25 protein-coding genes are annotated in these 23,309 nt (G+C 62.4%); 10 read left to right on the top strand and 15 right to left on the bottom strand.

The window, feature by feature from the left end; genetic code table 11:
• Nucleotides 1–16: 16 nt before the first annotated feature.
• From truA to GGI60_RS06455, 6 genes are all read right to left on the bottom strand, one after another.
• Nucleotides 17–820: a tRNA pseudouridine(38-40) synthase TruA gene (gene truA, locus GGI60_RS06480; protein ID WP_183914188.1), complete on the bottom strand. Its 804-nt coding sequence runs from the start codon at nucleotides 818–820 to the stop codon at nucleotides 17–19.
• Nucleotides 820–1,755, bottom strand: coding sequence for a methionyl-tRNA formyltransferase (gene fmt / locus GGI60_RS06475; protein WP_183914186.1), 936 nt, complete (start codon nucleotides 1,753–1,755; stop codon nucleotides 820–822). The genes truA and fmt overlap by 1 nt, the downstream gene beginning before the upstream one ends.
• A gap of 20 nt (nucleotides 1,756–1,775) precedes the next feature.
• The gene (locus GGI60_RS06470) at nucleotides 1,776–2,192 is read right to left on the bottom strand and encodes a type II toxin-antitoxin system VapC family toxin (RefSeq protein WP_183914184.1); all 417 of its coding nucleotides are present in this window, start codon (nucleotides 2,190–2,192) and stop codon (nucleotides 1,776–1,778) included.
• Nucleotides 2,189–2,440: a FitA-like ribbon-helix-helix domain-containing protein gene (locus GGI60_RS06465; protein WP_409527248.1), complete on the bottom strand. Its 252-nt coding sequence runs from the start codon at nucleotides 2,438–2,440 to the stop codon at nucleotides 2,189–2,191. The genes GGI60_RS06470 and GGI60_RS06465 overlap by 4 nt, the downstream gene beginning before the upstream one ends.
• Nucleotides 2,441–2,513: 73 nt before the next feature.
• Nucleotides 2,514–3,029: a peptide deformylase gene (def, locus tag GGI60_RS06460; protein ID WP_183914180.1), complete on the bottom strand. Its 516-nt coding sequence runs from the start codon at nucleotides 3,027–3,029 to the stop codon at nucleotides 2,514–2,516.
• Between the two features lie 98 nt (nucleotides 3,030–3,127).
• Nucleotides 3,128–4,624 carry a globin-coupled sensor protein gene (locus GGI60_RS06455; protein ID WP_183914178.1) on the bottom strand — a complete coding sequence of 499 codons (1,497 nt, stop codon included), beginning with the start codon at nucleotides 4,622–4,624 and terminating at the stop codon, nucleotides 3,128–3,130.
• 203 nt (nucleotides 4,625–4,827) lie between these two features.
• On the opposite strand from GGI60_RS06455, the gene GGI60_RS06450 reads away from it, so the two are divergent.
• Both GGI60_RS06450 and GGI60_RS06445 read left to right on the top strand, forming a co-directional pair.
• Entirely contained in the window at nucleotides 4,828–6,045 is a 1,218-nt protein-coding gene (locus GGI60_RS06450) for a DNA recombination protein RmuC (RefSeq protein ID WP_183914176.1), read from the top strand.
• Nucleotides 6,046–6,130: 85 nt separating this feature from the next.
• The gene (locus GGI60_RS06445) at nucleotides 6,131–7,030 is read left to right on the top strand and encodes a ribokinase (RefSeq protein WP_183914174.1); all 900 of its coding nucleotides are present in this window, start codon (nucleotides 6,131–6,133) and stop codon (nucleotides 7,028–7,030) included.
• A gap of 166 nt (nucleotides 7,031–7,196) precedes the next feature.
• Here GGI60_RS06445 and GGI60_RS06440 read toward each other — a convergent pair whose 3' ends face one another.
• On the bottom strand, nucleotides 7,197–8,120 hold the full coding sequence (locus tag GGI60_RS06440; protein ID WP_183914172.1) for an SMP-30/gluconolactonase/LRE family protein: 924 nt from the start codon (nucleotides 8,118–8,120) through the stop codon (nucleotides 7,197–7,199).
• Between the two features lie 134 nt (nucleotides 8,121–8,254).
• Between GGI60_RS06440 and GGI60_RS06435 the strand changes: the two genes are divergently transcribed.
• Complete coding sequence (locus tag GGI60_RS06435; RefSeq protein ID WP_183914170.1) at nucleotides 8,255–9,142, top strand: AraC family transcriptional regulator; 888 nt, start codon at nucleotides 8,255–8,257, stop codon at nucleotides 9,140–9,142.
• Nucleotides 9,143–9,551: 409 nt separating this feature from the next.
• Nucleotides 9,552–11,891, top strand: coding sequence for a methyl-accepting chemotaxis protein (locus GGI60_RS06430; RefSeq protein WP_183914168.1), 2,340 nt, complete (start codon nucleotides 9,552–9,554; stop codon nucleotides 11,889–11,891).
• A 75-nt stretch (nucleotides 11,892–11,966) separates the two neighbouring features.
• Here GGI60_RS06430 and ptsN read toward each other — a convergent pair whose 3' ends face one another.
• From ptsN to lptC, 6 genes are all read right to left on the bottom strand, one after another.
• Nucleotides 11,967–12,431, bottom strand: a complete 465-nt coding sequence (ptsN, locus tag GGI60_RS06425) for a PTS IIA-like nitrogen regulatory protein PtsN (RefSeq protein WP_003570770.1) — start codon at nucleotides 12,429–12,431, stop codon at nucleotides 11,967–11,969.
• A 74-nt stretch (nucleotides 12,432–12,505) separates the two neighbouring features.
• Nucleotides 12,506–13,081: a ribosome hibernation-promoting factor, HPF/YfiA family gene (hpf, locus tag GGI60_RS06420; RefSeq protein ID WP_003570772.1), complete on the bottom strand. Its 576-nt coding sequence runs from the start codon at nucleotides 13,079–13,081 to the stop codon at nucleotides 12,506–12,508.
• Nucleotides 13,082–13,672: 591 nt separating this feature from the next.
• Nucleotides 13,673–15,232 carry an RNA polymerase factor sigma-54 gene (gene rpoN, locus GGI60_RS06415; RefSeq protein WP_183914167.1) on the bottom strand — a complete coding sequence of 520 codons (1,560 nt, stop codon included), beginning with the start codon at nucleotides 15,230–15,232 and terminating at the stop codon, nucleotides 13,673–13,675.
• A gap of 194 nt (nucleotides 15,233–15,426) precedes the next feature.
• Entirely contained in the window at nucleotides 15,427–16,203 is a 777-nt protein-coding gene (gene lptB / locus GGI60_RS06410; RefSeq protein WP_183914672.1) for an LPS export ABC transporter ATP-binding protein, read from the bottom strand.
• A gap of 40 nt (nucleotides 16,204–16,243) precedes the next feature.
• Nucleotides 16,244–16,879, bottom strand: a complete 636-nt coding sequence (locus GGI60_RS06405) for an LptA/OstA family protein (RefSeq protein ID WP_183914165.1) — start codon at nucleotides 16,877–16,879, stop codon at nucleotides 16,244–16,246.
• A gap of 15 nt (nucleotides 16,880–16,894) precedes the next feature.
• Nucleotides 16,895–17,560, bottom strand: a complete 666-nt coding sequence (lptC, locus tag GGI60_RS06400) for an LPS export ABC transporter periplasmic protein LptC (protein WP_183914163.1) — start codon at nucleotides 17,558–17,560, stop codon at nucleotides 16,895–16,897.
• Nucleotides 17,561–17,784: 224 nt separating this feature from the next.
• Between lptC and sppA the strand changes: the two genes are divergently transcribed.
• The 3 genes from sppA (at nucleotide 17,785) to GGI60_RS06385 (ending at nucleotide 19,558) form a co-directional block, all read left to right on the top strand.
• Nucleotides 17,785–18,735 (top strand): signal peptide peptidase SppA, encoded by a 951-nt coding sequence (sppA, locus tag GGI60_RS06395; RefSeq protein WP_183914161.1) that lies wholly within the window; start codon nucleotides 17,785–17,787, stop codon nucleotides 18,733–18,735.
• A gap of 29 nt (nucleotides 18,736–18,764) precedes the next feature.
• Nucleotides 18,765–19,064 carry an integration host factor subunit beta gene (locus GGI60_RS06390; protein WP_003544934.1) on the top strand — a complete coding sequence of 100 codons (300 nt, stop codon included), beginning with the start codon at nucleotides 18,765–18,767 and terminating at the stop codon, nucleotides 19,062–19,064.
• Nucleotides 19,065–19,225: 161 nt separating this feature from the next.
• Complete coding sequence (locus tag GGI60_RS06385; RefSeq protein WP_183914159.1) at nucleotides 19,226–19,558, top strand: LapA family protein; 333 nt, start codon at nucleotides 19,226–19,228, stop codon at nucleotides 19,556–19,558.
• Nucleotides 19,559–19,582: 24 nt separating this feature from the next.
• On the opposite strand, the gene GGI60_RS06380 is transcribed toward GGI60_RS06385, so the two are convergent.
• Both GGI60_RS06380 and GGI60_RS06375 read right to left on the bottom strand, forming a co-directional pair.
• Nucleotides 19,583–20,017, bottom strand: coding sequence for a GNAT family N-acetyltransferase (locus GGI60_RS06380; protein WP_183914157.1), 435 nt, complete (start codon nucleotides 20,015–20,017; stop codon nucleotides 19,583–19,585).
• Nucleotides 20,018–20,069: 52 nt separating this feature from the next.
• The gene (locus tag GGI60_RS06375; protein ID WP_183914155.1) at nucleotides 20,070–20,525 is read right to left on the bottom strand and encodes an SRPBCC family protein; all 456 of its coding nucleotides are present in this window, start codon (nucleotides 20,523–20,525) and stop codon (nucleotides 20,070–20,072) included.
• A gap of 324 nt (nucleotides 20,526–20,849) precedes the next feature.
• On the opposite strand from GGI60_RS06375, the gene GGI60_RS06370 reads away from it, so the two are divergent.
• The 3 genes from GGI60_RS06370 to lspA are packed head-to-tail and all read left to right on the top strand — an operon-like array spanning nucleotide 20,850 to nucleotide 23,304.
• Entirely contained in the window at nucleotides 20,850–21,947 is a 1,098-nt protein-coding gene (locus tag GGI60_RS06370) for a class I SAM-dependent methyltransferase (protein ID WP_183914153.1), read from the top strand.
• Nucleotides 21,944–22,804 (top strand): RNA methyltransferase, encoded by an 861-nt coding sequence (locus GGI60_RS06365; protein ID WP_183914152.1) that lies wholly within the window; start codon nucleotides 21,944–21,946, stop codon nucleotides 22,802–22,804. The genes GGI60_RS06370 and GGI60_RS06365 overlap by 4 nt, the downstream gene beginning before the upstream one ends.
• Complete coding sequence (gene lspA / locus GGI60_RS06360; RefSeq protein WP_097579524.1) at nucleotides 22,801–23,304, top strand: signal peptidase II; 504 nt, start codon at nucleotides 22,801–22,803, stop codon at nucleotides 23,302–23,304. Before GGI60_RS06365 ends, lspA begins: the two co-directional genes overlap by 4 nt.
• Nucleotides 23,305–23,309 lie beyond the last annotated feature (5 nt).

The raw sequence follows: 23,309 nt of genomic DNA, 5'->3' as shown, positions 1-23,309 counted from the left end.
CGCATGAGATTGGACATCATGAGAGATCGTCGTCGCTTTCGTCGGCGGGCAGCCTACGGCGATCGGTGATCACCTCAGGATAATCCACCTGCAGGAAATAGAGCCCGTCGGGCGGCGCCACCGGGCCGCAGGCCTTGCGGTCGCGCGCTTCGAGCGCCGCCTCGACATCGTCGGGCGTCCACTTGCCCTCGCCGGCGAGCTTCAGCGTCCCGGCGAAGGAGCGGATCTGGTTGTGGAGGAAGCTCTGCGCCGTGGCACGGATCTCGATCAGCGCGCCGTTGCGCGTCACATCGAGCCGGTCCAGCGTGCGCACCGGGCTGCTCGCCTGGCAATGGGCGGAGCGGAAGGTGGAGAAATCATGCCGGCCAACCAGCCGCTGGGCGGCGGCGTGCATGACCTCGTGGTCGAGTGTCTTCGGCACCCACCAGGCCTTGCCGGCTTCGAGCGCCAGCGGCGCCCGGCGGCTGACGATCCGGTAGAGATAATGGCGGCGCAGAGCCGAGAAGCGGGCATCGAAGAATTCGGGAACCGCCGCGACGTCGAGAATGGAGACGCGCTCGCCGGCCAGCCTCAGATGCGCATTCAGGGCGTTCTGCAACTGGTAGGGCGACCATTCCTTCGAAAGATCGGCATGAATCACCTGTCCCATGGCGTGGACGCCGGAATCGGTGCGGCCGGCGCCGCGAACCGAAACGGTCTCGCCGGTCAGCGACAGCACCGCGGCTTCGATCGCACCCTGCACCGACGGACCGTTCTCCTGCCGCTGCCAGCCGACATAGGGACCACCATCATATTCGACGGTCATGCGGTAGCGCGGCATCAGGAAAGCCTCGTGCCGGCCGCAAGCGACGTGCCCCGGAGGAAATCGGATGCGGCGAGCGGTTTGCCGCCTGCCTTCTGCAGCCGTGTCAGCCGCACGGCGCCAGAAGCACAGGCGACGACGAGATCGTCGGTCAGCAACTGTCCGGCGGTCCCCTGCCCCTCGGCCAGCTCTGACCCCAGCACCTTCACCCGTTCCGGCTTGCCGCCGATCTCCAGCTCGAACCAGGCGCCGGGGAACGGTGCCAGGCCGCGGATATGGTTGTGCACATCCCGCGCCTCCTTGGCGAAGTCGATGCGCGTCTCGGCCTTGTCGATCTTGGCGGCATAAAGCACGCCGTCTTGCCGCTGCGGCGTCAGCGGCAGGTCGTTCATTTCCAGCTTCACCATGGCTTCCGCCATCGCCTTGGCGCCGACCAGCATCAGCCGGTCATGCAATTCGCCTGCCGTCATGTTCGGGCCGATCTCGACTTCGTGGCTCAGTGCGACGGCGCCGGTATCAAGACCCTTGTCCATCTTCATCACCATCATGCCGGTCTTTTCATCGCCGGCCATGATCGCCCGCTGGATCGGCGCAGCACCCCGCCAGCGTGGCAACAGCGAGGCATGGCCGTTATAGCAGCCGTCGCGGGTGCCGTTCAAAACCGCCTCCGGCAGCAGTAGCCCGTAGGCGACGACGACGGCGACATCGGCCTTGAACGCGGCAAACCTCTCGCGCTCCTCCGCATCCTTAAAATTGACCGGCGTGAAGACCGGGAGACCGAGCAGCTCGGCCGCCTGATGCACCGGCGATTTCTTCAGATCGAGCCCGCGCCGGCCGCCCGGCCGCGGCGGCTGCGTATAGACGGCGACGATCCTGTGGCCGGCGTCGACGAGCAGGCGCAGGGTCGGAACCGAGAACTCCGGAGTTCCCATGAAAATGATGCTAAGAGACATTCTATCTCGCCAATTGAGGATCAGCCGTCTTCAAACGGGTTTACGAGCTTGAGATCAAGCCCCTCGAAATCTCGGATGCTGCGGGTGGCGAGCGTGGCGCCGTTTGCAAGGCAGATGGCGGCGATCATGGCATCCTTAGTCTCCATCCGCCCCGTCTTTCTGCGCTGCGCCGCCAGAAGGCCGTAGCGATTGGCGGCGCTCAGAGAGAAACCGGGGATACGGCCGGCAAATTCCGACTCGATCCGATTGAAGTCGGAAATCAACGCCGTCTTTCGCCTGCCATCGTCGAGGAGTTCAAGTCCATAGCGCATTTCGGCGACGGCGATCGTCGTCAGGAAAAGCGCCTCAACGTCGTAGCCATCCAGCCAGTTCAATATCCGCTCGCTGTGGGTTCTCCCCTGCAACTCGGAAATCACATTCGTATCGAGGACGATCATGTGTCGAAGTGCGGCGGTTCGCGATCGGGTTCGTGGCGGGATGCGGCGATGGATTCCACCCCCTCATCGGTCAATCTTTCATCGCTCATCAGCGAGCGCAGGCGCTGTCCGGCGGAAGCCCCCGAACGCCCGGCCGCAATCTGCCGGCGGATGATTTCGATCGCCTCTTCCGAAAGGCTGCGGCCATTACGCTGCGCGCTTTCCTGAAGTTGCCGTTTCATTGCCTCAGGAACATCGCGAATAAGCAATCACCCATTCGGCACCTCCATCATGATATCGATGATATCATAGTGCCTCGCCGGCGCCTGTTCAACGCAACACTCAGAGCGCCTTGGACTTCGCCGCCTTGGTGAACTTCTTGATCACCATCTCCCGCTTCAGCCGCGAGATATGATCGATGAACAGCACGCCGTTCAGATGGTCGATCTCGTGCTGCAGGCAGGTGGCGAGCAGGCCGTCGGCTTCCACCGTCTGTTCCTTGCCGTCACGGTCGAGATATTTCACCGAAACGACGGCCGGCCGCTCGACCTCGGCATAATAATCGGGAATCGACAGGCAGCCTTCCTCATAGACCGAGCGTTCGTCGGAGGATTTGACGATCTCGGGATTGATGAAGACCTGCGGCTGCTTTTCTTCGCCCTCGCGCGACACGTCGATGACAAGCATGCGGCGCGGCACGCCGATCTGGATGGCGGCAAGGCCGATACCCGGCGCATCATACATGGTTTCCAGCATGTCGTCGGCCAGACGCTGCAGGTCGGCGTCGACCCGCTCGATCGGCTTTGAGAGCTGGCGGAGAAGGGGATCGGGAAGAATGATGAGTGGCTTGATGGTCATGGGCGTTCCAATAACCCATCTTTTCTCACTATGGAATTATCCGGCGGGCGGGGAAGACGCTTTTTTGCATCCCCGCCCGGAATTTTGCCATATTCGCGTCAAGCCGCACGGCGGGCAGCCGTGACGGCGCGGCCTTCCGGCCGGGCGCGGAAGTGTTGCAGCAGCTCGATCAGCTTTCCCACCTCATCGGTGAGCCGGCGGGTTTCCGCCGAGGTGCGCTCGACCATGCCGGAATTCTGCTGGGTGATTTCGCCCATGCTGCGGATCGCCACGCTGACCTCGTTGACGCCGGTTGCCTGATCGCGGGCGGCGGCGGCAATATCGGCGACGAATCGGTTGATGATATCGATGCGGCTGATCATGTCGTTCAGCGCCTCGCCGGTGCTGGAGACGATGCCCACACCCTCATTGACCTGGCGGGAACTCTGCGAGATCAGGTTCTTGATCTCCTTGGCGGCTTCAGCCGTGCGCTGGGCGAGCTGGCGGACTTCCTGGGCGACGACCGCAAAACCCTTGCCGGCTTCACCTGCGCGCGCTGCTTCGACGCCGGCATTCAGCGCCAGAAGATTGGTCTGGAAGGCGATCTCGTCGATGACGCCGATGATCTTGGAGATTTCGGTCGAGGATTTTTCGATGCCGGCCATCGCCGAGACGGCGCTGGTGACGAGTTCACCGGAATTCTTCGCCTTCTGCTGTGTCTCACGCACGGCGCCGGAAGCCTTTTCGGCATTGGCGGCGGTCTGGCCGACGCTGACGGAAAGCTGCTGCAGGGCCGCTGAACTTTCCTCGACGCCGGCTGCCTGCTGGGCGGTGCGCAGCGCCAGGTCGTTGGTTGCATTGGAAATGACGTCGGCGCCGCTCATGATCTGGCCCGACGTATCGCGCACGGATGCGAAAGACTGGCGAAGAGCGCTGACGGCGCGGTTGTAATCCTCGGCCATCTGCCTGAAATCACCCGGCAGGTCGGATGGCAGAGTTGCTTCGAGATCGCCGTTCGACAGTGCTTCCAGGCCGCGGCGCAGCTGCTCCAGCGCGATGACCTGGTCGGATTGCGCCTTGGCGCGCTCCTCTTCCAGCGCGCGGCGCTTGGCTTCCAGGGTCTCAAGATAGACCGAGATGGAATAATCCATGTCGAGCATGCCCGATTTGATGACGGCGGACAGCTTCTCCGCCAGTTGCCTGCCCTGCTGGCGCGCGAAGACCGACGGCCACTGCTTCTCCATGATGCCCTTGACGAGCTCGGACATGACGAGGGCATAGCCGCCGATATACCAGCGCGGCTCCAGCCCGATGCGAGCATGGGTGCGGCCGACGGCGGTCACGCCTTCGACATAGCTTTCATCAAACGTACCGCCTGCAAGATTGGCCCAATGATCCTGCTGCCGCTTCTTGGCATGGCCGACATGGACCTTGTCAGGGAAGAAGCTCGACACAGCGGGCGTCCTCGCGATCTTGGCGTAGAATTTATCGAGGGCGCCGCCGATCAACTCGGCAATCACAGGGCGCAGCTCTCGCATCGACTTGCGTGACGCCTCGTCCAGTTCGATGAAATCGAGACGCTGTTTGAGCGCGCTGTCGGTCTGCTGGGATGTCATGGGTATCTCTGTATTTGGCGCGACGGCGCGGGAGGGAATTCTGCGCCACAGCTTTTGGCGAATATGGTTGAGCAATCATTAAATCCGACCGCGATTTTCCGCGTGGGCCGGCAAGGCGCGGTGGCCTTGGAAGATATTGAGGATCACCGATTTCGTTCACGTTTTGATCTATATATTGCCATATGTTCTGTTATGGTTGCGCCATGACCGCCACTTCCGAATCGCTCGCAGCTTCCGTCGCCTCGATCAGCCCGACCATGCTGGCGCTGGCCGGCGGCGTTCTTGCAGTCCTCATCCTGCTGGTGATCGTCCTTTTTTTGCGCGCCGCCGGGCTTCGCCGCGAACAGGCGGAGGAGGCGGATCTGCGCGCCAGGGAAAGTGCGATGCGCATGGCCGAGCTTTTGAAGATCCAGGCGGAGATGCAGGGTCGGATCGCGGCGATGACCGAGGTCTTCGGCGCGCGGCAAAGCGAACTCAACCAGACGATCAGCCAGCGTCTCGACGGCATGTCGCAGCGCATGAACTCGACGATCGCCGAGCAGACCAAATCGACGCATGAGAACCTGCAGCGGCTGCAGGAGCGGCTGGCGGTCATCGATGCGGCGCAGAACAATATCCAGACGCTCGCCAAGGACGTCGTCGGGCTGCAGGCGATACTTTCCAACAAGCAGACGCGCGGCGCCTTCGGCCAGTCGCGGATGGAGACGATCGTTGCCGACGGCCTGCCGATGGGCGCCTACGCCTTCCAGCAGACGCTGTCCAACGGCTCGCGGCCGGACTGCACGATCCGCATGCCGAACGGCGCGCCGCCGCTCGTCATCGACGCGAAATTCCCGCTCGAAGCGTGGAACGCCATCCGCGACGCCGGCAGCCCCGAGGCCGCCAAGCTCGCCGGCCAGCAGTTCCGCCGCGACATGGAGATCCATATCCGGGATATTGCCGAGAAATACCTGATCCAGGGAGAAACCCAGGATACCGCCTTTCTCTTCGTGCCGTCCGAATCGATATTTGCCGAGCTCCACGAAAATTTCGAGCCGGTGGTGCAGAAGGCGCACCGGGTGCGCATCGTCATCGTCTCGCCGTCGCTGCTGATGCTGTCGATCCAGGTTATCCAGGCGGTGCTGAAGGACCAGCGCATGCGGGCGCAGGCGCATCTGATTCAGGGCGAGGTGGCGCTGCTGATGGACGATCTCGGCCGGCTCGACGAGCGGGTGCGCAAGCTGCAGGGCCATTTCGCCATGGCGCAGAAGGATATCGACATGGTCGTTACATCGGCCGACAAGCTCACCAGGCGCGGCGCCAAGATCGAAGCGCTGGAATTCGAGGCGAGCGGCGATATCAGGCCGGACGACGAGACTCCGGCCAAATCAGTGGAAAGCCGCACCGGTCTTCTCAAGCTTCGGATGGTTGACGAGGAGTGACCGCTTCGGGCAGTGTCTGCCCCGCATTTCATACAAGAGTTGGAACATCACGTCGCCCGCGTGTTCCAAAAGACAGGACATCCTCATGATCACAGTTTTCGGGTCCATCAACATGGATCTCATCGCCACGACCGCGCGCCTGCCGAAGCCCGGCGAGACGGTCGCCGGCAACGGATTTGCCACGGCCGCCGGCGGCAAGGGTGCCAATCAGGCGCTGGCAGCCCGCCGCGCTGGTCGCTATGTGCATATGGCCGGCGGCGTCGGCAAGGATGGTTTTGCCGCGGATGCGCTCGCCCTACTCGATGATGCCGGAACCGACCTCTCCCTGGTCAAGCATGTCGACGGCCCCACAGGCACGGCGCTGATCCTCGTCGGCGGCGATGGCGAGAACATGATCGCTGTGGTCCCCGGCGCCAACGGCCTGGTGACGGCTGCCGATGCCGAGACGGCGGTCGGCAGGATGAACGAAGGCGATATCCTGATGCTGCAGCTCGAAGTGCCGGTCGATGCCGTCGAACACGCGCTGTCGGCTGCCCGCGCCAAGGGCATCACCAGCATCCTCAACCTCGCGCCGCTGATCCCCGATGCGCCGCGTCTCGGCCGCCTGGCCGATATTGTCATCGCCAACGAAACCGAGTTCGAGCGGCTCGCCGGACAGGACGGCATGGACGCCGAGGCACGCGAGGCAGCCCTTCACCGCCTGCATCAGGAGACCGGCCAGACGCTGATCGTCACACTCGGCGGCGATGGCGTCATCGCCATCCGCGACGGGGTCGTTTCCAGGGCGCAAGGCCTGAAAATCGAACCGGTCGATACGGTGGGGGCGGGAGACACCTTCTGCGGTTATTTCGCCGCAAGCCTCGACGACGGCCTCGATTTTCCCACGGCGTTGCGCCGGGCGGCCGTCGCCGGTTCGCTCGCATGCCTCAAATCGGGGGCGCAGCCATCGATCCCGTCAAGCAAGGACGTCGCGGACAGAATATAGTTTCAGTCTCTTTGCGAAGCCGACGAGAAAGACCATTAGTTTGGACGGAATTTCTGCGGTTTTCCTTGCCGACGTGCCCGCCGACCGGCGGCCGCCACGGACGGAGGCTGACGACCGTGCCGGCATAGCGCGTGTTCAGGCAACAGAAGATCAGTGCGTGCCCGAGCTAGCCACCCGGGCGGAAAATCACAACCTGATTGTCGCGCGTCGCCGGTATCCAGAGCGTGCCGGCCGCGCCGTCGACGGTGAAATCGGCAGGGCCATGAATGTCCCGCTCCAACCGGATTTCGCCGGTCGGAGCGCCATCGACCGAGAAGAGGATCAGCGCTCCAGGAACCGGGCGATCGACCGCCTTCCAATCCGAGACCGCCAGCCGGCCATCCGGCAGCGTCGCCAGTCCGTCGAACAGGCCATGCGGCGACTGTTCGAGGCGGCTTGCTTTGCCGCTCTCGTCGATGGCAAAAATATCGCCGCCGCCGAAATTCTTGCCGATTCCGGCCACGAGAACGCGCCGGCTTTGCGGCTCGACGATGATCCCGTTCGCGCCGGGAATACCGCTGGCGAGCTCGGCGATGCTGCCGGCCTTCGGGTCGAGCCGATAGACGGCGTTGCGCAAGCTATCGGTCAGCAGCAATTGCCCGTCCGCGGTCGCGACGAGATCGTTCGCGAGCGCTGGCTCTTCTCCCGGAAGGCGTTGCTGGAAGACGCGCGCCCCGCTCGTCAGGTCGAAACCGACGACGCGGTCGATATCGGCGACATAGAGCCGGCCGCCAACCGCAGCCATGCCCTTCGGCGCATCGAGCGTCTCGCCGGCGGGCGGGAAAGCTCGCAGCGTCACGACCTTGCCGTCGGCGGAAACCTCGGAGATGAAGCCGTCGCCGTCCTTCGCCATGGGATCGAGCGCCTTCCCCATATTCGATACGAAGCGGCGATCGGCGACGGTCAGGACGCTCTCGGGTGACTGAAACCCATCGATAACAGTGACGACCTTCGCCGTTTCCTCGGCGGAGGCATTGGTCAGGGTGCTGGTCGCTACAAAGATCGCCGCCGCCGTGGCCTGCAGCACCTTCCTGGAAATCATCTGTCTCATAAGCTCACTCCTGTTGCGGAGTGGCGAGAATTGCGGGAAAGCCGCGCCTCATCGCGCCCGCTTCGACCGGAGATGAGCCCATTTCGGTCAATCCATCATTTTCGCAGCCATGCCCATCGGATAAAGTCATACGCATGGACATCGGGAAGGCATCACAACAAGCGCTCTCTTCCGCGCTGCTGGAGGGATTGGCACGGTTTCGAGCGGCGGGCACCGGGGGCAGCCTCGTGCATGGCGAGAACCTGTTTTCCTATTGTGCCCTGGCCAAGGAACGCCTGATCGCCATCGAACTTCCGCATCCGATCCTGGGCGTTGTCGTCTCCGGCGCCAAGGAAGTCTGGCGCGGCATGAACGGCTCTGCGCTTCGCGCCGGCTCGCTGTTTGTGCTGCCGGCAAAGACGAAGATGGACATCCTCAACCTGCCGGATGAGAGTCACGGCTTCTATCAGTCGCTGATCCTCGAGGTGCCGGACGCTTCGGTCCTGCTCGAGGCCAGCGTTCCGTCGACGATTGCCGACCGCCGCAGGGCCGCCGTCGAGCCCCTGCAGGTCGAGCTGACGCCACATCTGGTCGATGCCGTGATTCATGCCGCCTCGGCGATCGCCGATGGCCCCGCGCAATCCTCCGTGCGGCGCTCGCGGCTGACCGAACTTCTTGCGCTCCTCCATGGCGATCCGGCAGCGCGTCCCATGTTCGACGTGTCGATCACGGGGCGGGTGCTTGGGCTGATCGCCAGTGACCTCTCCCTTGACTGGCGGGCGCCCGAGGTTGCGAGGATGATTGGCCTATCGGAATCCACCATGCGCCGGCGACTAGCGGAGGAAGGTATCTCTTTCGCCAAACTGTTGCGGCGCGAAAGGATGTTGGCGGCGCGGCATTTGATGGCGCAGCGCGAGAGCGCTCAAGCCGCCGCCATCGCGGTGGGCTATGCATCGAGGGCGCATTTCGCAAAGCGCTTCAGGGCGGCATTCGGGTCCAACCCCAGCACGCTCCGCCATTCCGATTTGATGCTCAACGGGTAGCCGACAAGCTCGACGTGTAGATCGCGGGCGCCGCGGTCGCCGGTTCGCTCGCATGCCTCAAATCGGGAGACAGCCATCAATCCCGTCAAGCAAGGACGTCGCGGACAGACTATAGTTTCAGTCTCTTTGCGAAGCCGCCAAGAAAACCCATTGGTTTTGAGGGAATTTCTGCGGTTTTCCTTGCCTCGACCATTCGAGTTTCATTCAAATTTAAGGTATCTCCGGCGATCTTCCTCGTGGTCGCCGGCGCCCTTCGTTATTGCAGCCGGCCGCCAGTTCAAAGTGCTGCAGCGTCCCGTGGCGTCTTGAAAGACGCGCGCCGCTGCAGGCCGGCTGCTCCATGACGGGGCGATGCCTTCGCTCCTGCGCCGGAGAATGCCCGTTCGGCGTATCCTTGCCCGAGGACCCCATGTTTATTTTTCGCATGAAATCGCTTGCAGCGAAACTTCTCGTCATCACTGGCATTGCCATCGCGCTTGTTCTCATCGTCTCGAATTTTTTCCTCATCGGCCAGACACGGGATCGCGTCCAGACGCTGACAATGGATCAGGCCAATCTCGAGGCAAAATCGATCGCCAACGAAATCGCCGCCAATGTCGGCGAACTCGCCAGCGCCGCACGCACCATGTCGGGCGTGATTGGCCGCGGCCATGAGGGCAAATCGCTCGACCGCAAGGGCATGATCAATGTGCTGAAAGCCAATCTCGAGCAGAACGCCTTCGCCTTCGGCAGCTGGTTCTGCGAGCAGCTCGGGGCGCTCGACGGCAAGACCACCGAGATCGCCAACAATAATGACGAAGGGACGAACAAGAACGGCGCCTTCACGCCCTACTGGTCGAAGACCAAGGATGGCGGCGTCCAGTACTCAACCTTCGACAATGATTATACTGCCGAATGGTGGAAGCTCGCCGCTGACAGCGGCAAGGGCGCGATCACCACGCCGTACCTTGCCGAGGGAACAGATGTCCCGACGCTCCTGACCTCGATCGCCTATCCCGTCACGGCCGGCGGCAAGATGATCGGTCTCGCCGGCGTCGACATTTCGCTGAAGTCGCTCACCGACAAGCTGCAGGCGCTGCATCCTTTCGGCTCCGGCCGCGTGACGCTGCTGTCGCAGGCCGGCAACTGGATTGTCGCGCCAAACCCCGACCTGATGACCAAGCAATATGACGGAGAAGGCGCCGACGTCGTCAAGGCGGCGCTGTCGAACAAAGAGCCCGGCCTCGTCAGGAACCTGACCTATGACGGCCTCGATCCCTTCGACCGCGTCGTCTATCCTTTCGCCGTTCCCGGCGTCAACGCCACCTGGGTCGTGCTCGTCGATGTCCCGCACACGGCCATCAATGCACCGGTCAAAGACCAGACATACATGATGATCATCAACGGGCTGATCGTGCTCGGCGCGGTCATGCTGGCGCTCTATCTCGCCGTCCGTTCGCTCGTGCAACGGCCGCTCGGCGGGCTGGTCGCCAGCGTCAAGGCGCTGAGCGACGGCCACTATGAGGAGGCGGTCGCAGCCCAGGATCGGAGCGACGAGGTCGGTTCGGTCGCCAAGGCGCTCGAAGGCTTCCGCTTCACGCTCGCCGACACCAAGCGCCTCGAAGACGAGGCTGCCAGAGAGCGGCAGGCGGCGGAGGCCGAGCGCGGCCGGTCGGAATCGGAACGGCAAGAATCGGTGTCGCAACAGCGCCGCATCGTCTCGATCGTCGGCGCCGGCCTTTCCGAGCTGTCGCGCGGCAATCTCGGCCACCGCATCACCGACGAGTTCCCCGGCGAATACGGCAAGCTGAAGCAGGATTTCAACGCGGCGCTTGCAAGCCTCGAAGAGACCATCAACACCATGACCCTCAGCGTCGCCAATATCGGCTCGGGCACAGGCGAGATCAGCAACAGCGCCTCCGACCTCGCCAAGCGCACCGAGCAGCAGGCGGCCAGCCTGGAGGAGACGGCGGCCGCGCTCAACGAGCTCACCGCGCAGGTCGATTCCAGCGCCGAGAATGCGCGCACGGCGGCCGACAACGTTAGCCTCGCCTGTCAGGATGCCGAAAGGTCCGGCGAGGTGGTGCAGAAGGCAATCGCCTCGATGCGGGGGATCGAACAGTCTTCGACCGAGGTCTCGCGGATCATCGGCGTCATCGACGAGATCGCCTTCCAGACCAATCTGCTGGCGCTGAATGCCGGCGTCGAGGCGGCGCGCGCCGGCGAGGCCGGCAAGGGTTTTGCCGTCGTCGCCCAGGAAGTGCGCGAGCTCGCCCAGCGTTCGGCCAACGCCGCCAAGGAGATCAAGACGCTGATCAACACCTCGGCCGTCCAGGTCAAGGAGGGCGTCGATCTCGTCGGGCGTGCCGGCGGCACGCTGCACAAGATCGCCGAACAGGTGATGGGCATCAACGACCTCATCCGGCAGATCTCGGCCTCGGCGAGCGAACAGGCCGTGGGTCTCAAGGAAATCAACCAGGCCATGAACCAGATGGACCAGGTTACGCAGCAGAACGCAGCGATGGTCGAGGAAGCGACCGCCGCCAGCGTGGCGCTCAACGACGAGGCGCAGACGCTGAAGGCGCTCGCCACACGCTTCCGGGTCTCCGGTTCGGGCAACGCCGCTCAGCTCACCGCCGTCGCCCAGCAGATGCGGGCGCCGGCGGCCCCAGCCGCTTCAGCTCGGACCGCCGCCCCGGCGGCCCGCCGACCGGCCGCGCCGTCGCGCGGTTCCGCCGCCGTGGCGCAGGACAGTTGGGAAGAGTTCTGATCGTTCGGTTCCGTCTTATAACGAAAAAAGGCGCCTGCGAAATCAGGCGCTTTTTTTGTCAGGAATGGAAGCGGTTCAGGCCGCGTTCGAGGTCTGCTCTTCGTTGAGGAAGGCGTATATCGCCGAGGCGGAATCGGTGGCGCGCAGCTTTGCCACGAGATCGTGATCACGCAGGACGCGGGCTATGCGTGACAGCGCCTTGAGATGATCGGCGCCCGCGCCTTCCGGCGCCAGCAGCAGGAAGACGAGATCGACCGGCTGGTCGTCCAGCGCTTCGAAATCGACCGGCTGCTCCAGCCGGGCGAAGATTCCGACGATCGAATGAATGTTTACCAGCTTGCCGTGAGGAATGGCGATACCGTTGCCGACGCCGGTCGAGCCCAGGCGTTCGCGCTGCAGGATGACGTCGAAGATCTCCCGTTCGGAGAGCCCGGTGATCCTTGCGGCTCGTGCCGCCAATTCCTGAAGCAACTGTTTCTTGGAATTTACTCTGAGGGCGGGAATGATCGCATCCTGATGGAGCAAATCTGCCAATGCCATTTCTTTTTCCTTCTGTCGCCGGGATCAGATGACGCGGGGGAGCGGCGACGATACCGCCGCTCACCGCCCTGATCTCAGCCTTTGATATTGGCCGAATCGATCCAGCCAATATTCCCGTCGTGGCGACGGTAAACAATGTTCAGATGTTCCTTGCCGGGGCTGCGGAACAGGAGAAGCGGCTCGTCGGTCATGTCGAGCGCCATCACGGCGGTGGCGACCGACATGGTCTTCAGCTGCTTCGTGCTTTCAGCGACGATAGCTGGGGCGAAATCGTCGGGAATTTCATCCTCGTGATCAGGAACGGAGTCCATGACCGTGTAGGAGACTTCTGCAAAACCATTCAGGTGGTTTCCGGCATGATGGTCCTTCAGCTTGCGTTTGTAGCGGCGCAGACGCTTCTCGATGCGCTCGGAAGCGGCGTCGAAGGCAAGCTGGGGATCGGTTGCTTCGCCGGCGGCATGCAGCACCACTCCGCTGTCGAGATGAAGCTTGCAGTCTGCCGAGAAACGAGAACTCGCCTTTTCGACGGTCACCTGGCCGGAATACCCCCCGTCGAAGTATTTCGTGATGGCCATACCAATTTGGTCCTCGATCTTTTGACGGAAGGATTCACCAATTTCCATATGTTTCCCGGATACACGCACACTCATGGAGTTTCCCTTCTTATGGTCGTTTGCGGGTATCAGTTTACGCCAAGCCTCAGGTTCATCCAAGCACTTCGCGCAATCTCAAGCAAGATCGGCGTGGGCCTGCGGGTCCTCGGTGCCCTTGGGATGATGGGGATAACTTTTAAAAGCGCTCACGGCGTCGATTGCGGCGGGCTTCTAGCCAGAGCTTACCGAAAAGTCAATAGGGCGGAAAATGGCCTTCGGAGATGCGCGGGAAACGTGCGGAGGATTCCTTGCCGGCAAGCGCTCCTGACGATCCCCGCTTCGATGGCTTTCAATGCTTCGCGCTTAAGCTGTGCCGCCTTGCGGCTATCATTATTGCGGTGACACCACTACTGTCCGGTTGGCGTCGACGGCTGCCCCTCACACTAACCTGCCGGGTCGAGGTCCGCGGCTCGATCCGGCTGGTGGCGGGCGGCGATCTCTTGAATTGTCCAAAGCGCCGAGAACCGTCTGATACGCAGTAGAATCAACACCGTGCAGCAAGTCCACCAAATTTAGCCGGACAGCGGCGTGGTGACACCTGGTATGGCTGGAGATGCGGTCGAACCCGGCGCCTGTATGAGACCCGCGTCAGAAGCCCGCGACCTTGGCGAGCGCCCGCTTCTCGCGGCGGCGCTGGACCGAGGAGGCGATATTCATCGCTTCCCGGTATTTCGCCACGGTGCGGCGGGCGAGATCGATGCCGCCCTTCTTCAGCATATCGACGATATCGTCATCGGAGAGCACCGCGTCCGGGCTCTCCTGCATGATGAGGGCGCGGATCTTGTGACGTACGGCCTCGGCCGAATGGCTGTCGCCGCCTTCGACGGCGCTGATCGACACGGTGAAGAAATATTTAAGCTCGAAGAGGCCGCGCGGCGTCAGCATGTATTTGTTCGAGGTGACGCGGCTGACGGTGGATTCGTGCATCTTGATCGCCTCGGCCACTGTCTTCAGGTTCAACGGCCGCAGGTGGTCGACGCCGTTGAGCAGGAAGGCATCCTGCTGGCGGACGATTTCGCTTGCCACCTTCATGATGGTTTTCGCCCGCTGGTCCAAGCTGCGCGTCAGCCAGTTGGCGCTCTGCAGGCACTCGGAAAGGAAGGCATAATCCTCACCGTTCCTGGCCACGCGCGAAAAATAGGACTGGTTGACCAGCACGCGCGGCAGCGTATCCGGATTGAGCTCGACCAGCCAGCCGCCGTCTGCCGACGGCCTGACGACGACATCGGGCATGATCGCTTCGGAAACACCCGCCTCGAAACCGCTGCCGGGTTTCGGATTGAGTTGGCGGATCTCGGCGAGCATGTCGAGGAGGTCTTCCTCATCGACACCGCAAAGCCGCTTCAGCGTGGCGAAATCGCGCCGCGCCAGCAGTTCGAGATTGTCGACCAGCGCCTGCATGGCAGGGTCGTAGCGGTCCTTCTGCCTGAGCTGGATCGCCAGGCACTCAGCGAGGCTGCGGGCGAAAACACCCGGCGGATCGAGCGTCTGGAGCGCGGCAAGAACGTGTTCGACCTGCGGCAGGCTCGTGCCGAGCCGCTCGCCCATCTCTACGAGATCGGTCTGCAGATAACCGGCATCGTCGAGCTGATCGACGAAATTCTGCGCGATCAGCCGGTCGGTCATATCGGGCAGGACGAAGGGGATCTGCTGAGCGAGGTGGTCGCGCAGCGACAGCTGGCCGGCGACGAAATCGTCGAGATCGTAATCGGCGCCCTCGGCGCTGCCCGGCATCGACTTCCACTGGCCGACAAGCTCCGGCGCATCGAGGCGCTGCGGGGCGCCGTCGTCGGGAAAGACATTGGTATAATTGGCGTCGAGCTCGTCGTTCAGCCGGCCGGTGCTTTCGCTGCCGCCATTGTCGTACCAGTCGCTGGAGAGCGCCTCGGCGCGATTGTCGGCGCCGTCGTCCGAGCCGGCATCCTCCGGCGGCTGGCCAAACTGCTCGTCTTCACCGCCACCGCGTTCGTCGCCCGCCTCGCCGTCGTTTGACGGGAATTCGAGCAGGGGGTTCTTTTCCACTTCCTGGGCGATGAACTGGCTGAGCTCGAAATGCGTCATCTGCAGCAACTGGATGGATTGCATCAGTTGCGGTGTCATCACCAGGGACTGGCTCTGGCGCAGGAAAAGATTGGCGGACAGTGCCATGACGGACGCGAAACTCCCCTCAATTCCTCCGGGAAACCGCGTCCAGTTAACGCCTCAGGCCACGGAAACCAAGTTGGCCCAAAAATTGCTTTTTTATCTCATTTGGTCAAGCGGAACTAAGCGGCAAGGTGAATTTCCGCGCCGACGGGAGCATGACGGATTCCGATTTGCTCGAAAATCAGCCTGATCCGGCCTCAGAGGCTGAAATTGTCGCCGAGATAGAGCCGGCGCACTTCCGGATTGTTGACGATATCGTTCGCCCGGCCATGGGTCAGCACTTCGCCGGCATGAATGATGTAGGCGCGGTCGATGAGACCAAGCGTCTCGCGAACATTGTGGTCGGTGATGAGAACACCGATGCCGCGCGCCGTCAGATGATGGACGAGATTCTGGATGTCGGCGACCGAGATCGGGTCGACACCGGCAAAGGGCTCGTCGAGCAGCATGAAGGTCGGGTCGGTCGCCAGCGCACGGGCGATTTCGAGACGGCGGCGCTCGCCGCCGGAAAGAGCGACGGCGGCACTCTTTCTGAGCTTCTGGATATGAAATTCCTCCAGCAGCTCGTTCAGCTTCTGCTCGCGATCGGCCTTGTCCTTGACATGCACTTCGAGAACGGCGCGGATATTTTCTTCCACCGTCAGCCCGCGAAAGATCGAGGCTTCCTGCGGAAGGTAACCGACGCCGAGGCGGGAGCGGCGATACATCGGCATAGTCGTCACGTCGTTGCCGTCGATTTCGATGGTGCCTTCATCCACCGGCACAAGGCCGGTGATCATGTAAAAACAGGTCGTCTTGCCCGCACCGTTCGGACCGAGCAGGCCGACGGCCTCGCCACGGCGCACCACCAGCGAAACGCCGTTGACGACGCGTCGCGTCGCATAGGTCTTCGTCAGACCACGGGCGATCAGCGTTCCCTGATAGCGACTCTTGTCGGCGGCACCCGCAGCTTGTGGCTCGGGCTGGCCGAACATGGTGGATAGCGATGATAATTTCACGTGGGAGGCCGGCTTCTCAGTTCTGCTTCTGCTGCGCATTCGGCTGCGATTTCGGATCGAGCTGAATCTGGACACGCCCGCCGCAGCTTTCAAGCTCCGCCTGGCCGGATTGCATGTGAACGGTCAGTTTGCACCCGGTAAAGACGTTCGGCCCATCCGACAGAATAACCTTATTGCCCTGATCCGCCGTCAGGATGAATGTCTGCGAGGCCATGTCGAAATTGCCGTCATCGGCGGTCGCCGTCTGCGTGCCCGAGGTTAGCAGGACCTTGTCGGTCACCAGGATCTTGTCGATGTCGGCACTCCCCGATGCGAGCGAGGCAGACTTTTCCGGCTGGGCGGCGGGCTGAGCCCCATCGGCGCCCGGCTTTGCCGCCTTATCCTTATAATAGACGGTCATCTTGCCAGACTGCATCGTCGTCGTTCCCTGGACGACCTTGACATTGCCGGTGAAGAGGGCGGTGTGCTCCTGGTCATGGATCTCGAGCTTGTCGCTTTCGATCTGGATCGGCTGGTCGTTGGAAAGTTTCATCCCCGACATCGCCGTCGCCTGCTGCGCGCCGGCGCCCGAGGCCGTCAGGATAAGGGCAAACGCGCCGGCAATGAATGCTACGCCCGTCTTGCAAGCTGAAATGCGACAATCTTTTGTCATGGATGACCCGGCTGGTTAGGTGCCCTGTTTATGGATGGTGGATGGATCGACATTCATGCGAACATTCCCCTCGAATGTGATCACCCGCCCCTTATCTGTTATCTCAAGCGTCTTCGCAACAATGGAAGCATTGTCCTTGGTGATGGTGACGGGGTCGTCGCTGCGCATGTTGCCGCCCTTGATGTCGAGCCGGGCGGACTGGAATTGCGCATTGAGGCCGCTGCTCAGCACCAGGGTGAAGGGGGCCGTCATATGCAGATTGTCGGTGGCGCGGTTGTAATCGGCGGTCGAGGCCACGACGCGGGCGATCAGGCCGTCATTCATCGGCACGGCCGCCTTGATGGTCTCCAGCGTGATGAGATCGGGATTGCGGATATCCTGCAATGCCCGTTCGGCGAGCATCGAATAGTTGATGCCGTCGGAATTGCGGCCCGCGATCGCCGGCTTCTCCATCACGACCTTGCCGTTCTCGATCTTGGCACCTTCGAACTTGACGTTTTCGGGCAGGTAGATGCTGACAAGCGCCACCGCCGCGAGGCCAGCGGCGACGATGAGGGCGGCCACAGGCAGCAGAATCTTCAGCCGCCGCACGCGGGCGGAATGGAACAACGCATCGCCATAGGCGCTCCTGCCGGAGCCCGCATAAGCGGCATTTCCGTTGTTCTTCAGGGTATCGAGCATAGGTCTCGTTCCATCTGCGGTGATTGCCGCGCCTTATAACAAAGCCGGCCGCCAATCACAGTTCGTTTCGCATTATTACATTGGCTTGCCAATATGGAATTTTTTCTGCAACAAGCAACAAAACGGAAAAACATCAAAAAGTGGCATTCGTACGCGCCGCTGCCACCTAATTCACCGGATCGATCGGCGCCATGCCGACGCCGGGCCAGCGCTGGAGGTATCTCATGGACAGTTCGATCATCGCCGATCGCCGGCGGCTGCGCCGCAAGCTCGGCTTCTGGCGCATCGTCTCAGTGGCCCTCGTGGTGGCGCTTGGTCTGGCCTTCTATGGCTTCGCCTTCGGCGGTGCCGGAACCCAACGCCCGCATATCGCTCATGTGACGATATCCGGGCTGATCGTCGACGACGACGAGCTACTGGAGCGGCTGAAGAAGGTCGAGACCAGCGATCAGGTGAAGGCAGCGGTGATTTCGATCTCCTCGCCCGGCGGCACGACCTATGGCGGCGAAAAAATCTTCAAGGCGATCCGTGCCATTTCGGCCAAGAAGCCCGTCGTCTCGGACGTGCGCACGCTGGCCGCTTCGGCCGGCTACATGATTGCCACTGCCGGCGATACGATCATTGCCGGCGACAGCTCGATTACCGGCTCGATCGGCGTCATCTTTCAGTATCCGCAGATCCAGCCGTTGCTCGACAAGATCGGCGTGTCGCTGCAGGAGATCAAATCCTCGCCGCTGAAGGCCGAGCCCTCGCCCTTCCACGAGGCGAGCGAGGAGGCCAAGGCGATGATCCGCAATATGGTGCTCGACAGCTACAACTGGTTCGTTGACCTCGTGGCCGACCGGCGCAAGCTTCCGCGTGAAGAGGTGCTGAAGCTCGCCGACGGCACGATCTATACCGGACGGCAGGCGCTCGAGGCGAAACTCGTCGATACGATCGGCGGCGATCCCGAAATCCGTGCCTATCTTAAATCGCGCGGGGTCGACGCCGATCTGCCGCTGGTGGACTGGGACAAGAAGAGCAACACGCCGTTTCTGCTCGCTGGGGCTGTTTCGCGGCTGATTACGATCCTCGGTTATGAGGATCTCGTCAAAGGCCAGGATATTAATGGAATCCTGCCCCCAAAGTTGCTTCTTGACGGGCTGCTTTCAGTTTGGCAGGTTGGCCACGATTGATAAGAAATCAATAATTTAAGGGGGCGACTGTGATCAAGTCCGAACTGGTGCAGATTGTTGCGGCACGCAACCCGCATCTCTATCATCGCGACGTCGAAAATATCGTCAACGCGGTTCTCGACGAGATCACCGATGCACTGGCTGCGGGCAACCGCGTCGAATTGCGCGGCTTCGGCGCGTTTTCGGTCAAGAACCGCCCTTCCCGCTCCGGCCGCAATCCGCGCACCGGCGATACCGTCTTCGTCGAGGAGAAGTGGGTTCCCTTCTTCAAGACCGGCAAGGAACTGCGCGAGCGGCTCAATCCCGGCCAGGCCGACGAAGAGGATTGAGCGGCGCAACCGGCCTGCGGCGAAACCGCACTTGAACTTGAACTCCGTTTTCCTATTCTGCTAGCGCATCGGCCCGAAAATCGGAATCGATTTTCGGGCCGATGCGTAGATTCAATGCGCCATTCGAAGAGAGCGGCGCCGTCCGACGCGTGGAGACCCCAATGGCCAAGAAGATCGTCAACCTCTTGATTCTGCTGCCGCTCGGCGTCATTCTCATCGTCTTCTGCGTTGCCAACCGGCAGAGCGTCACGCTCGCCTTCAATCCGTTCCGGCCTGACGATCAGGTGCTTGCGGTCTCCGCGCCCTTCTTCGTTTTCCTGTTCATCGCGGTGATTTCAGGCATGCTGATCGGCTCGGCCGCCACCTGGTTCAGCCAGGGCAAACACCGCAAGCGCGCCCGCACCGAGGCCAAGGAAGCCATCCGCTGGCAGGGCGAGGCCGACCGCCACAGGACGCGCGCCGAAGATATCGCCGGCCAGCTGCCGTCGCGGTAGTCAGCCGCATATTTCGGCAGCCGGTCAAACCGGCAAGAAGCTCAGCTCCTCATAATCCCCCTCCGGCGACGCGCCGTTGCCCGTCACCTGGAAGCCGTGGGAGAGGTAGAAGGCCTTCGCCCGCCGGTTGTTCACCAGGCATTTCAGCCGGTATTTATGTTGCGGCCATTCCGGCAGCGCCTGCAACAGCGCCTTGCCGGCGCCGAGACCCTGGAATTCCGCTCTTATGTAAAGCATGTGGATAAAATCGTCCTCCGCCCAGAGCGACAGGAAGCCGGCAAGTCTGCCATCGGCATGCTCGCAGACGAGGATCGTCTCGCCACTGGTATGGGCGGCAAAATCCTCGCGATGGAATCTGCCTGGATCGACCCAAACGAATGTCTGGCGCCGAACGGACAGATAGATATCCGCAAGCATGTCCTGGTCTTCCGCCCGAGGCGGCCTGATTGTCCACGTCATGATCAGCCCTTAAACCAAGCGCCTGCCCGCGCCAAGTCCACAGCGACGGCACTCAATCTGCCACCATTTTTGCAACGACGGCGGCATTGAAATCGGAGAAGAAGCCTTCGGCGAGCCTTTGCGAGGTCGAATCGAGCAGGCGCGCGCCGAGTTGGGCGAGCTTGCCGCCGAGTTCAGCCCTCCCCCGATAGTGCAGGATCGTCTCCACGCCCCTGTCTTCGAGCACGACATCGGCGCTTCCCCTGGCGAAGCCGGCAAGACCACCCTTGCCTTCGGCCGACAGCGTATAACTTCTCGGCGCATCCACATTGGAAAGCGTCAGCAGCCCATGGAGAGTGGCGGACAGCAGGCTGAACTTGACCTTGATCGTCGCCTCGAAGTTTTCCGGCGACAGCCGCTCGATATTCTGGCAGCCCGGAATGCAGCCGCGCATGATCTCGGGATCGTTGAGCGCCGCCCAGACGACGTCCCGCGGCGCGGCGATGCGTTCTTCGCCGGTGAAATCCATTCGACAGCCCCATTTGCGATTCGCTCACCTTATCCCAGCGCGAGGGCCTTTTGCCAAGGCGAGGAATGTTTATCTGCGGGCTGGCGCCGCAGCGGGAAATTGACCCTGCATTCTCCAACGTCCCCCATCCTGACACTGCCCTTCCGCGCATGCACGTCCAGTCAAAGCTATAATTTGACTACGCGCGCCTCAGACAGCTTGAAATCGATGCCCGCGCCGGCGCGCAGTTGATCCGGCACGGTTTTCTAGGCTACTGCATAATTCAAAGGGTGCGGCAGAGCGCGCAGCCCCGTAGAGACACCCCGACAGACGCGGAAGAGCACGTTGAAACAGAAAGAACGCAAGGCGGGCCAGAAGAAGACATCAGGTCCTTCCGGTGAAAGCCGCAGGGACAATCGGGCAAGCCGGCCGCCGAAGCCGGTCGCGCGGCCTGCGGCTGCCCGCGAGACGGTACGCGAGGCTGCTGCGCCTGCAGCCGTCGAGCGGTTGTTGACGGCGCGCAGCGGCGAACGTCCGGCCGAGCGCGTGCCTGTCATTCTCGACTCACTCGGCGCCGGCGACTTCCACCTGATCGACAGCGGCGACGGCCAAAAGCTCGAGCAATACGGCCCCTATCGCATCATCCGGCCGGAGGCCCAAGCGCTGTGGCAGCCCTCGCTGCCCTCTCATGTCTGGGAAAAGGTCGATGCCGTCTTTACGGGCGATACCGATGAAGAAGGCACCGGCCGCTGGCGCTTCCCGAAGGCCGCACTCGGCGAGACCTGGCCGCTCAATCTGCTCGGCGTCGATTTCCTCGGCCGCTTCACCTCGTTCCGCCATGTCGGCGTCTTCCCCGAGCAGATCGTCCACTGGAGCTGGATGAAGGATCACGTCGAAAGGGCCGGCCGGCCGCTGAAAGTCTTGAACCTCTTCGGCTATACCGGCGTCGCCTCGCTGGTCGCCGCAGCAGCCGGCGCCGAGGTGACCCATGTCGACGCGTCGAAGAAGGCGATCGGCTGGGCGCGCGAAAACCAGGCGCTCGGGCGCATGGAGAAGCTGCCGATCCGCTGGATCTGCGAAGACGCGATGAAATTCATCCTGCGCGAGGAACGCCGCGGCAGCCAGTACGACATCATCCTCACCGATCCGCCGAAATTTGGCCGCGGCCCCAATGGCGAAGTCTGGCATCTTTTCGAGCATCTGCCGTTGATGCTCGATGTCTGCCGCGAGATCCTGTCGCCGCAGGCCGTCGGCCTGGTGCTGACCGCCTATTCGATCCGCGCCAGCTTCTATTCGATCCACGAGCTGATGCGCGAGACCATGCGGGGCGCCGGCGGCGTGGTCGAATCCGGCGAGCTGGTCATCCGCGAAGCCGGCCTCGACGGCAAGACGCCGGGCCGCGCCCTTTCCACCTCCCTCTTTTCCCGCTGGGTGCCGAAATGAGCAAGGACTTCCACGATCAGGGACCGCGTAGGGTCGGACAGGTGAAGGAAGTCACCTCGCTTGCCAATCCGATCATCAAGGACATCAAGGCGCTGACGAACAAGAAGTCGCGGGAGGAAAGCGGGACTTTCCTCGCCGAAGGGCTGAAGCTCGTCATCGATGCGATCGAACTCGGCTGGACGATCCGCACGCTGGTCTATGCCAAGGCCGCCAAGGGCAAGCCGCTGGTCGAGCAGATGGCGGCCAAGACCGTCGCCTCGGGCGGGCTGGTGCTCGAAGTCAGCGAAAAGGTAATTGCCGCGATCACCCGGCGCGACAACCCGCAGATGGTCGTCGGCATCTTCGACCAGCGCTGGAAACCGCTCAAGGACATCCGGCCGAAAGAGGGCGAGACCTGGGTGGCGCTCGACCGCGTTCGCGACCCCGGCAATCTCGGCACCATCATTCGCACGGCCGATGCGGCCGGGGCTTCCGGCGTCATTCTGGTCGGAGAGGCAACCGATCCCTTTTCGCTCGAGACCGTGCGCGCCACCATGGGCTCGGTCTTTGCCGTGCCGGTCGCACGCGCAACGCCGGAGGAATTTCTCGCCTGGCGGAAATCGGCCGGCGTTTCCATTGTCGCCACCCATCTTGCCGGCGCGGTCGATTACCGCACGATCGACTACCGGAAGAAGCCGATCGTGCTCTTGATGGGCAACGAGCAATCCGGCCTCCCCGAGCAACTCGCCAAAGAGGCCGACGCGCTTGCCCGCATTCCGCAGCAGGGCCGCGCCGATTCCTTGAACCTCGCCGTCGCCACCGCCATCATGCTTTTCGAGGTGCGCCGCCATCTCCTCTCACTTGCCGAGGGCAAATGACCGAACAGACGCATGCACGCCCCGCGCTCTTTGCGCGCCCAGCGCCGATCCTCTTCTTCATCGTCGCCGCCGTTCTCATCGACCAGATCGTCAAGATCGCCGTCGACCATTACCTGCCGCTGCAAGAAGCCGTGCCGGTTCTTCCGATGTTGGCGCTCTACCGCACCTATAATCTCGGCGTTGCCTTTTCGATGCTGTCGGGCATGGACGGCTGGTTCATCGTAGGCATGCGGCTCATCATCGTCGCCTTCGTCATCTGGCTGTGGTACCGCACCGCCAAAGATCGCTGGCTCGCTCATCTAGGTTACGCGCTGATCATCGCCGGCGCGATCGGCAATCTGGTCGACCGCTTCGCTTACGGGCATGTGATCGACTACATCCTCTTTTATACCGAAAGCTGGTCCTTCGCGGTCTTCAATCTCGCCGACAGTTTCATCACCATCGGCGCGGCTTGCGTCATTCTCGACGAGCTGTTGCTGCCGAAAAAGGCCGGCCGCTAAAATCT

The organism is Rhizobium lentis, from assembly GCF_014200175.1.
Taxonomy (GTDB): Bacteria; Pseudomonadota; Alphaproteobacteria; order Rhizobiales; family Rhizobiaceae; genus Rhizobium; species Rhizobium mulingense.
Note: the sequence above shows the minus strand (reverse complement) of the source record. Positions and strands in the feature narration are given on the sequence as shown.

Bases quoted from the DNA above. Each gene is read 5' to 3' on its own strand.
- GGI60_RS06455 (WP_183914178.1), bottom strand. From the start codon at position 4,624: ATGACATCCCAGCAGACCGACAGCGCGCTCAAACAGCGTCTCGATTTC.
- GGI60_RS06470 (WP_183914184.1), bottom strand. From the start codon at position 2,192: ATGATCGTCCTCGATACGAATGTGATTTCCGAGTTGCAGGGGAGAACC.
- lptC (WP_183914163.1), bottom strand. From the start codon at position 17,560: ATGCTCGATACCCTGAAGAACAACGGAAATGCCGCTTATGCGGGCTCC.
- rpoN (WP_183914167.1), bottom strand. From the start codon at position 15,232: ATGGCACTGTCCGCCAATCTTTTCCTGCGCCAGAGCCAGTCCCTGGTG.
- GGI60_RS06450 (WP_183914176.1), top strand. From the start codon at position 4,828: ATGACCGCCACTTCCGAATCGCTCGCAGCTTCCGTCGCCTCGATCAGC.
- GGI60_RS06380 (WP_183914157.1), bottom strand. From the start codon at position 20,017: ATGACGTGGACAATCAGGCCGCCTCGGGCGGAAGACCAGGACATGCTT.
- GGI60_RS06405 (WP_183914165.1), bottom strand. From the start codon at position 16,879: ATGACAAAAGATTGTCGCATTTCAGCTTGCAAGACGGGCGTAGCATTC.
- hpf (WP_003570772.1), bottom strand. From the start codon at position 13,081: ATGAGTGTGCGTGTATCCGGGAAACATATGGAAATTGGTGAATCCTTC.
- GGI60_RS06385 (WP_183914159.1), top strand. From the start codon at position 19,226: ATGGCCAAGAAGATCGTCAACCTCTTGATTCTGCTGCCGCTCGGCGTC.
- ptsN (WP_003570770.1), bottom strand. From the start codon at position 12,431: ATGGCATTGGCAGATTTGCTCCATCAGGATGCGATCATTCCCGCCCTC.
- def (WP_183914180.1), bottom strand. From the start codon at position 3,029: ATGACCATCAAGCCACTCATCATTCTTCCCGATCCCCTTCTCCGCCAG.
- fmt (WP_183914186.1), bottom strand. From the start codon at position 1,755: ATGTCTCTTAGCATCATTTTCATGGGAACTCCGGAGTTCTCGGTTCCG.
- lspA (WP_097579524.1), top strand. From the start codon at position 22,801: ATGACCGAACAGACGCATGCACGCCCCGCGCTCTTTGCGCGCCCAGCG.
- lptB (WP_183914672.1), bottom strand. From the start codon at position 16,203: ATGTTCGGCCAGCCCGAGCCACAAGCTGCGGGTGCCGCCGACAAGAGT.
- GGI60_RS06365 (WP_183914152.1), top strand. From the start codon at position 21,944: ATGAGCAAGGACTTCCACGATCAGGGACCGCGTAGGGTCGGACAGGTG.
- GGI60_RS06435 (WP_183914170.1), top strand. From the start codon at position 8,255: ATGGACATCGGGAAGGCATCACAACAAGCGCTCTCTTCCGCGCTGCTG.
- GGI60_RS06375 (WP_183914155.1), bottom strand. From the start codon at position 20,525: ATGGATTTCACCGGCGAAGAACGCATCGCCGCGCCGCGGGACGTCGTC.
- GGI60_RS06440 (WP_183914172.1), bottom strand. From the start codon at position 8,120: ATGAGACAGATGATTTCCAGGAAGGTGCTGCAGGCCACGGCGGCGGCG.
- sppA (WP_183914161.1), top strand. From the start codon at position 17,785: ATGGACAGTTCGATCATCGCCGATCGCCGGCGGCTGCGCCGCAAGCTC.
- GGI60_RS06445 (WP_183914174.1), top strand. From the start codon at position 6,131: ATGATCACAGTTTTCGGGTCCATCAACATGGATCTCATCGCCACGACC.
- truA (WP_183914188.1), bottom strand. From the start codon at position 820: ATGCCGCGCTACCGCATGACCGTCGAATATGATGGTGGTCCCTATGTC.
- GGI60_RS06430 (WP_183914168.1), top strand. From the start codon at position 9,552: ATGTTTATTTTTCGCATGAAATCGCTTGCAGCGAAACTTCTCGTCATC.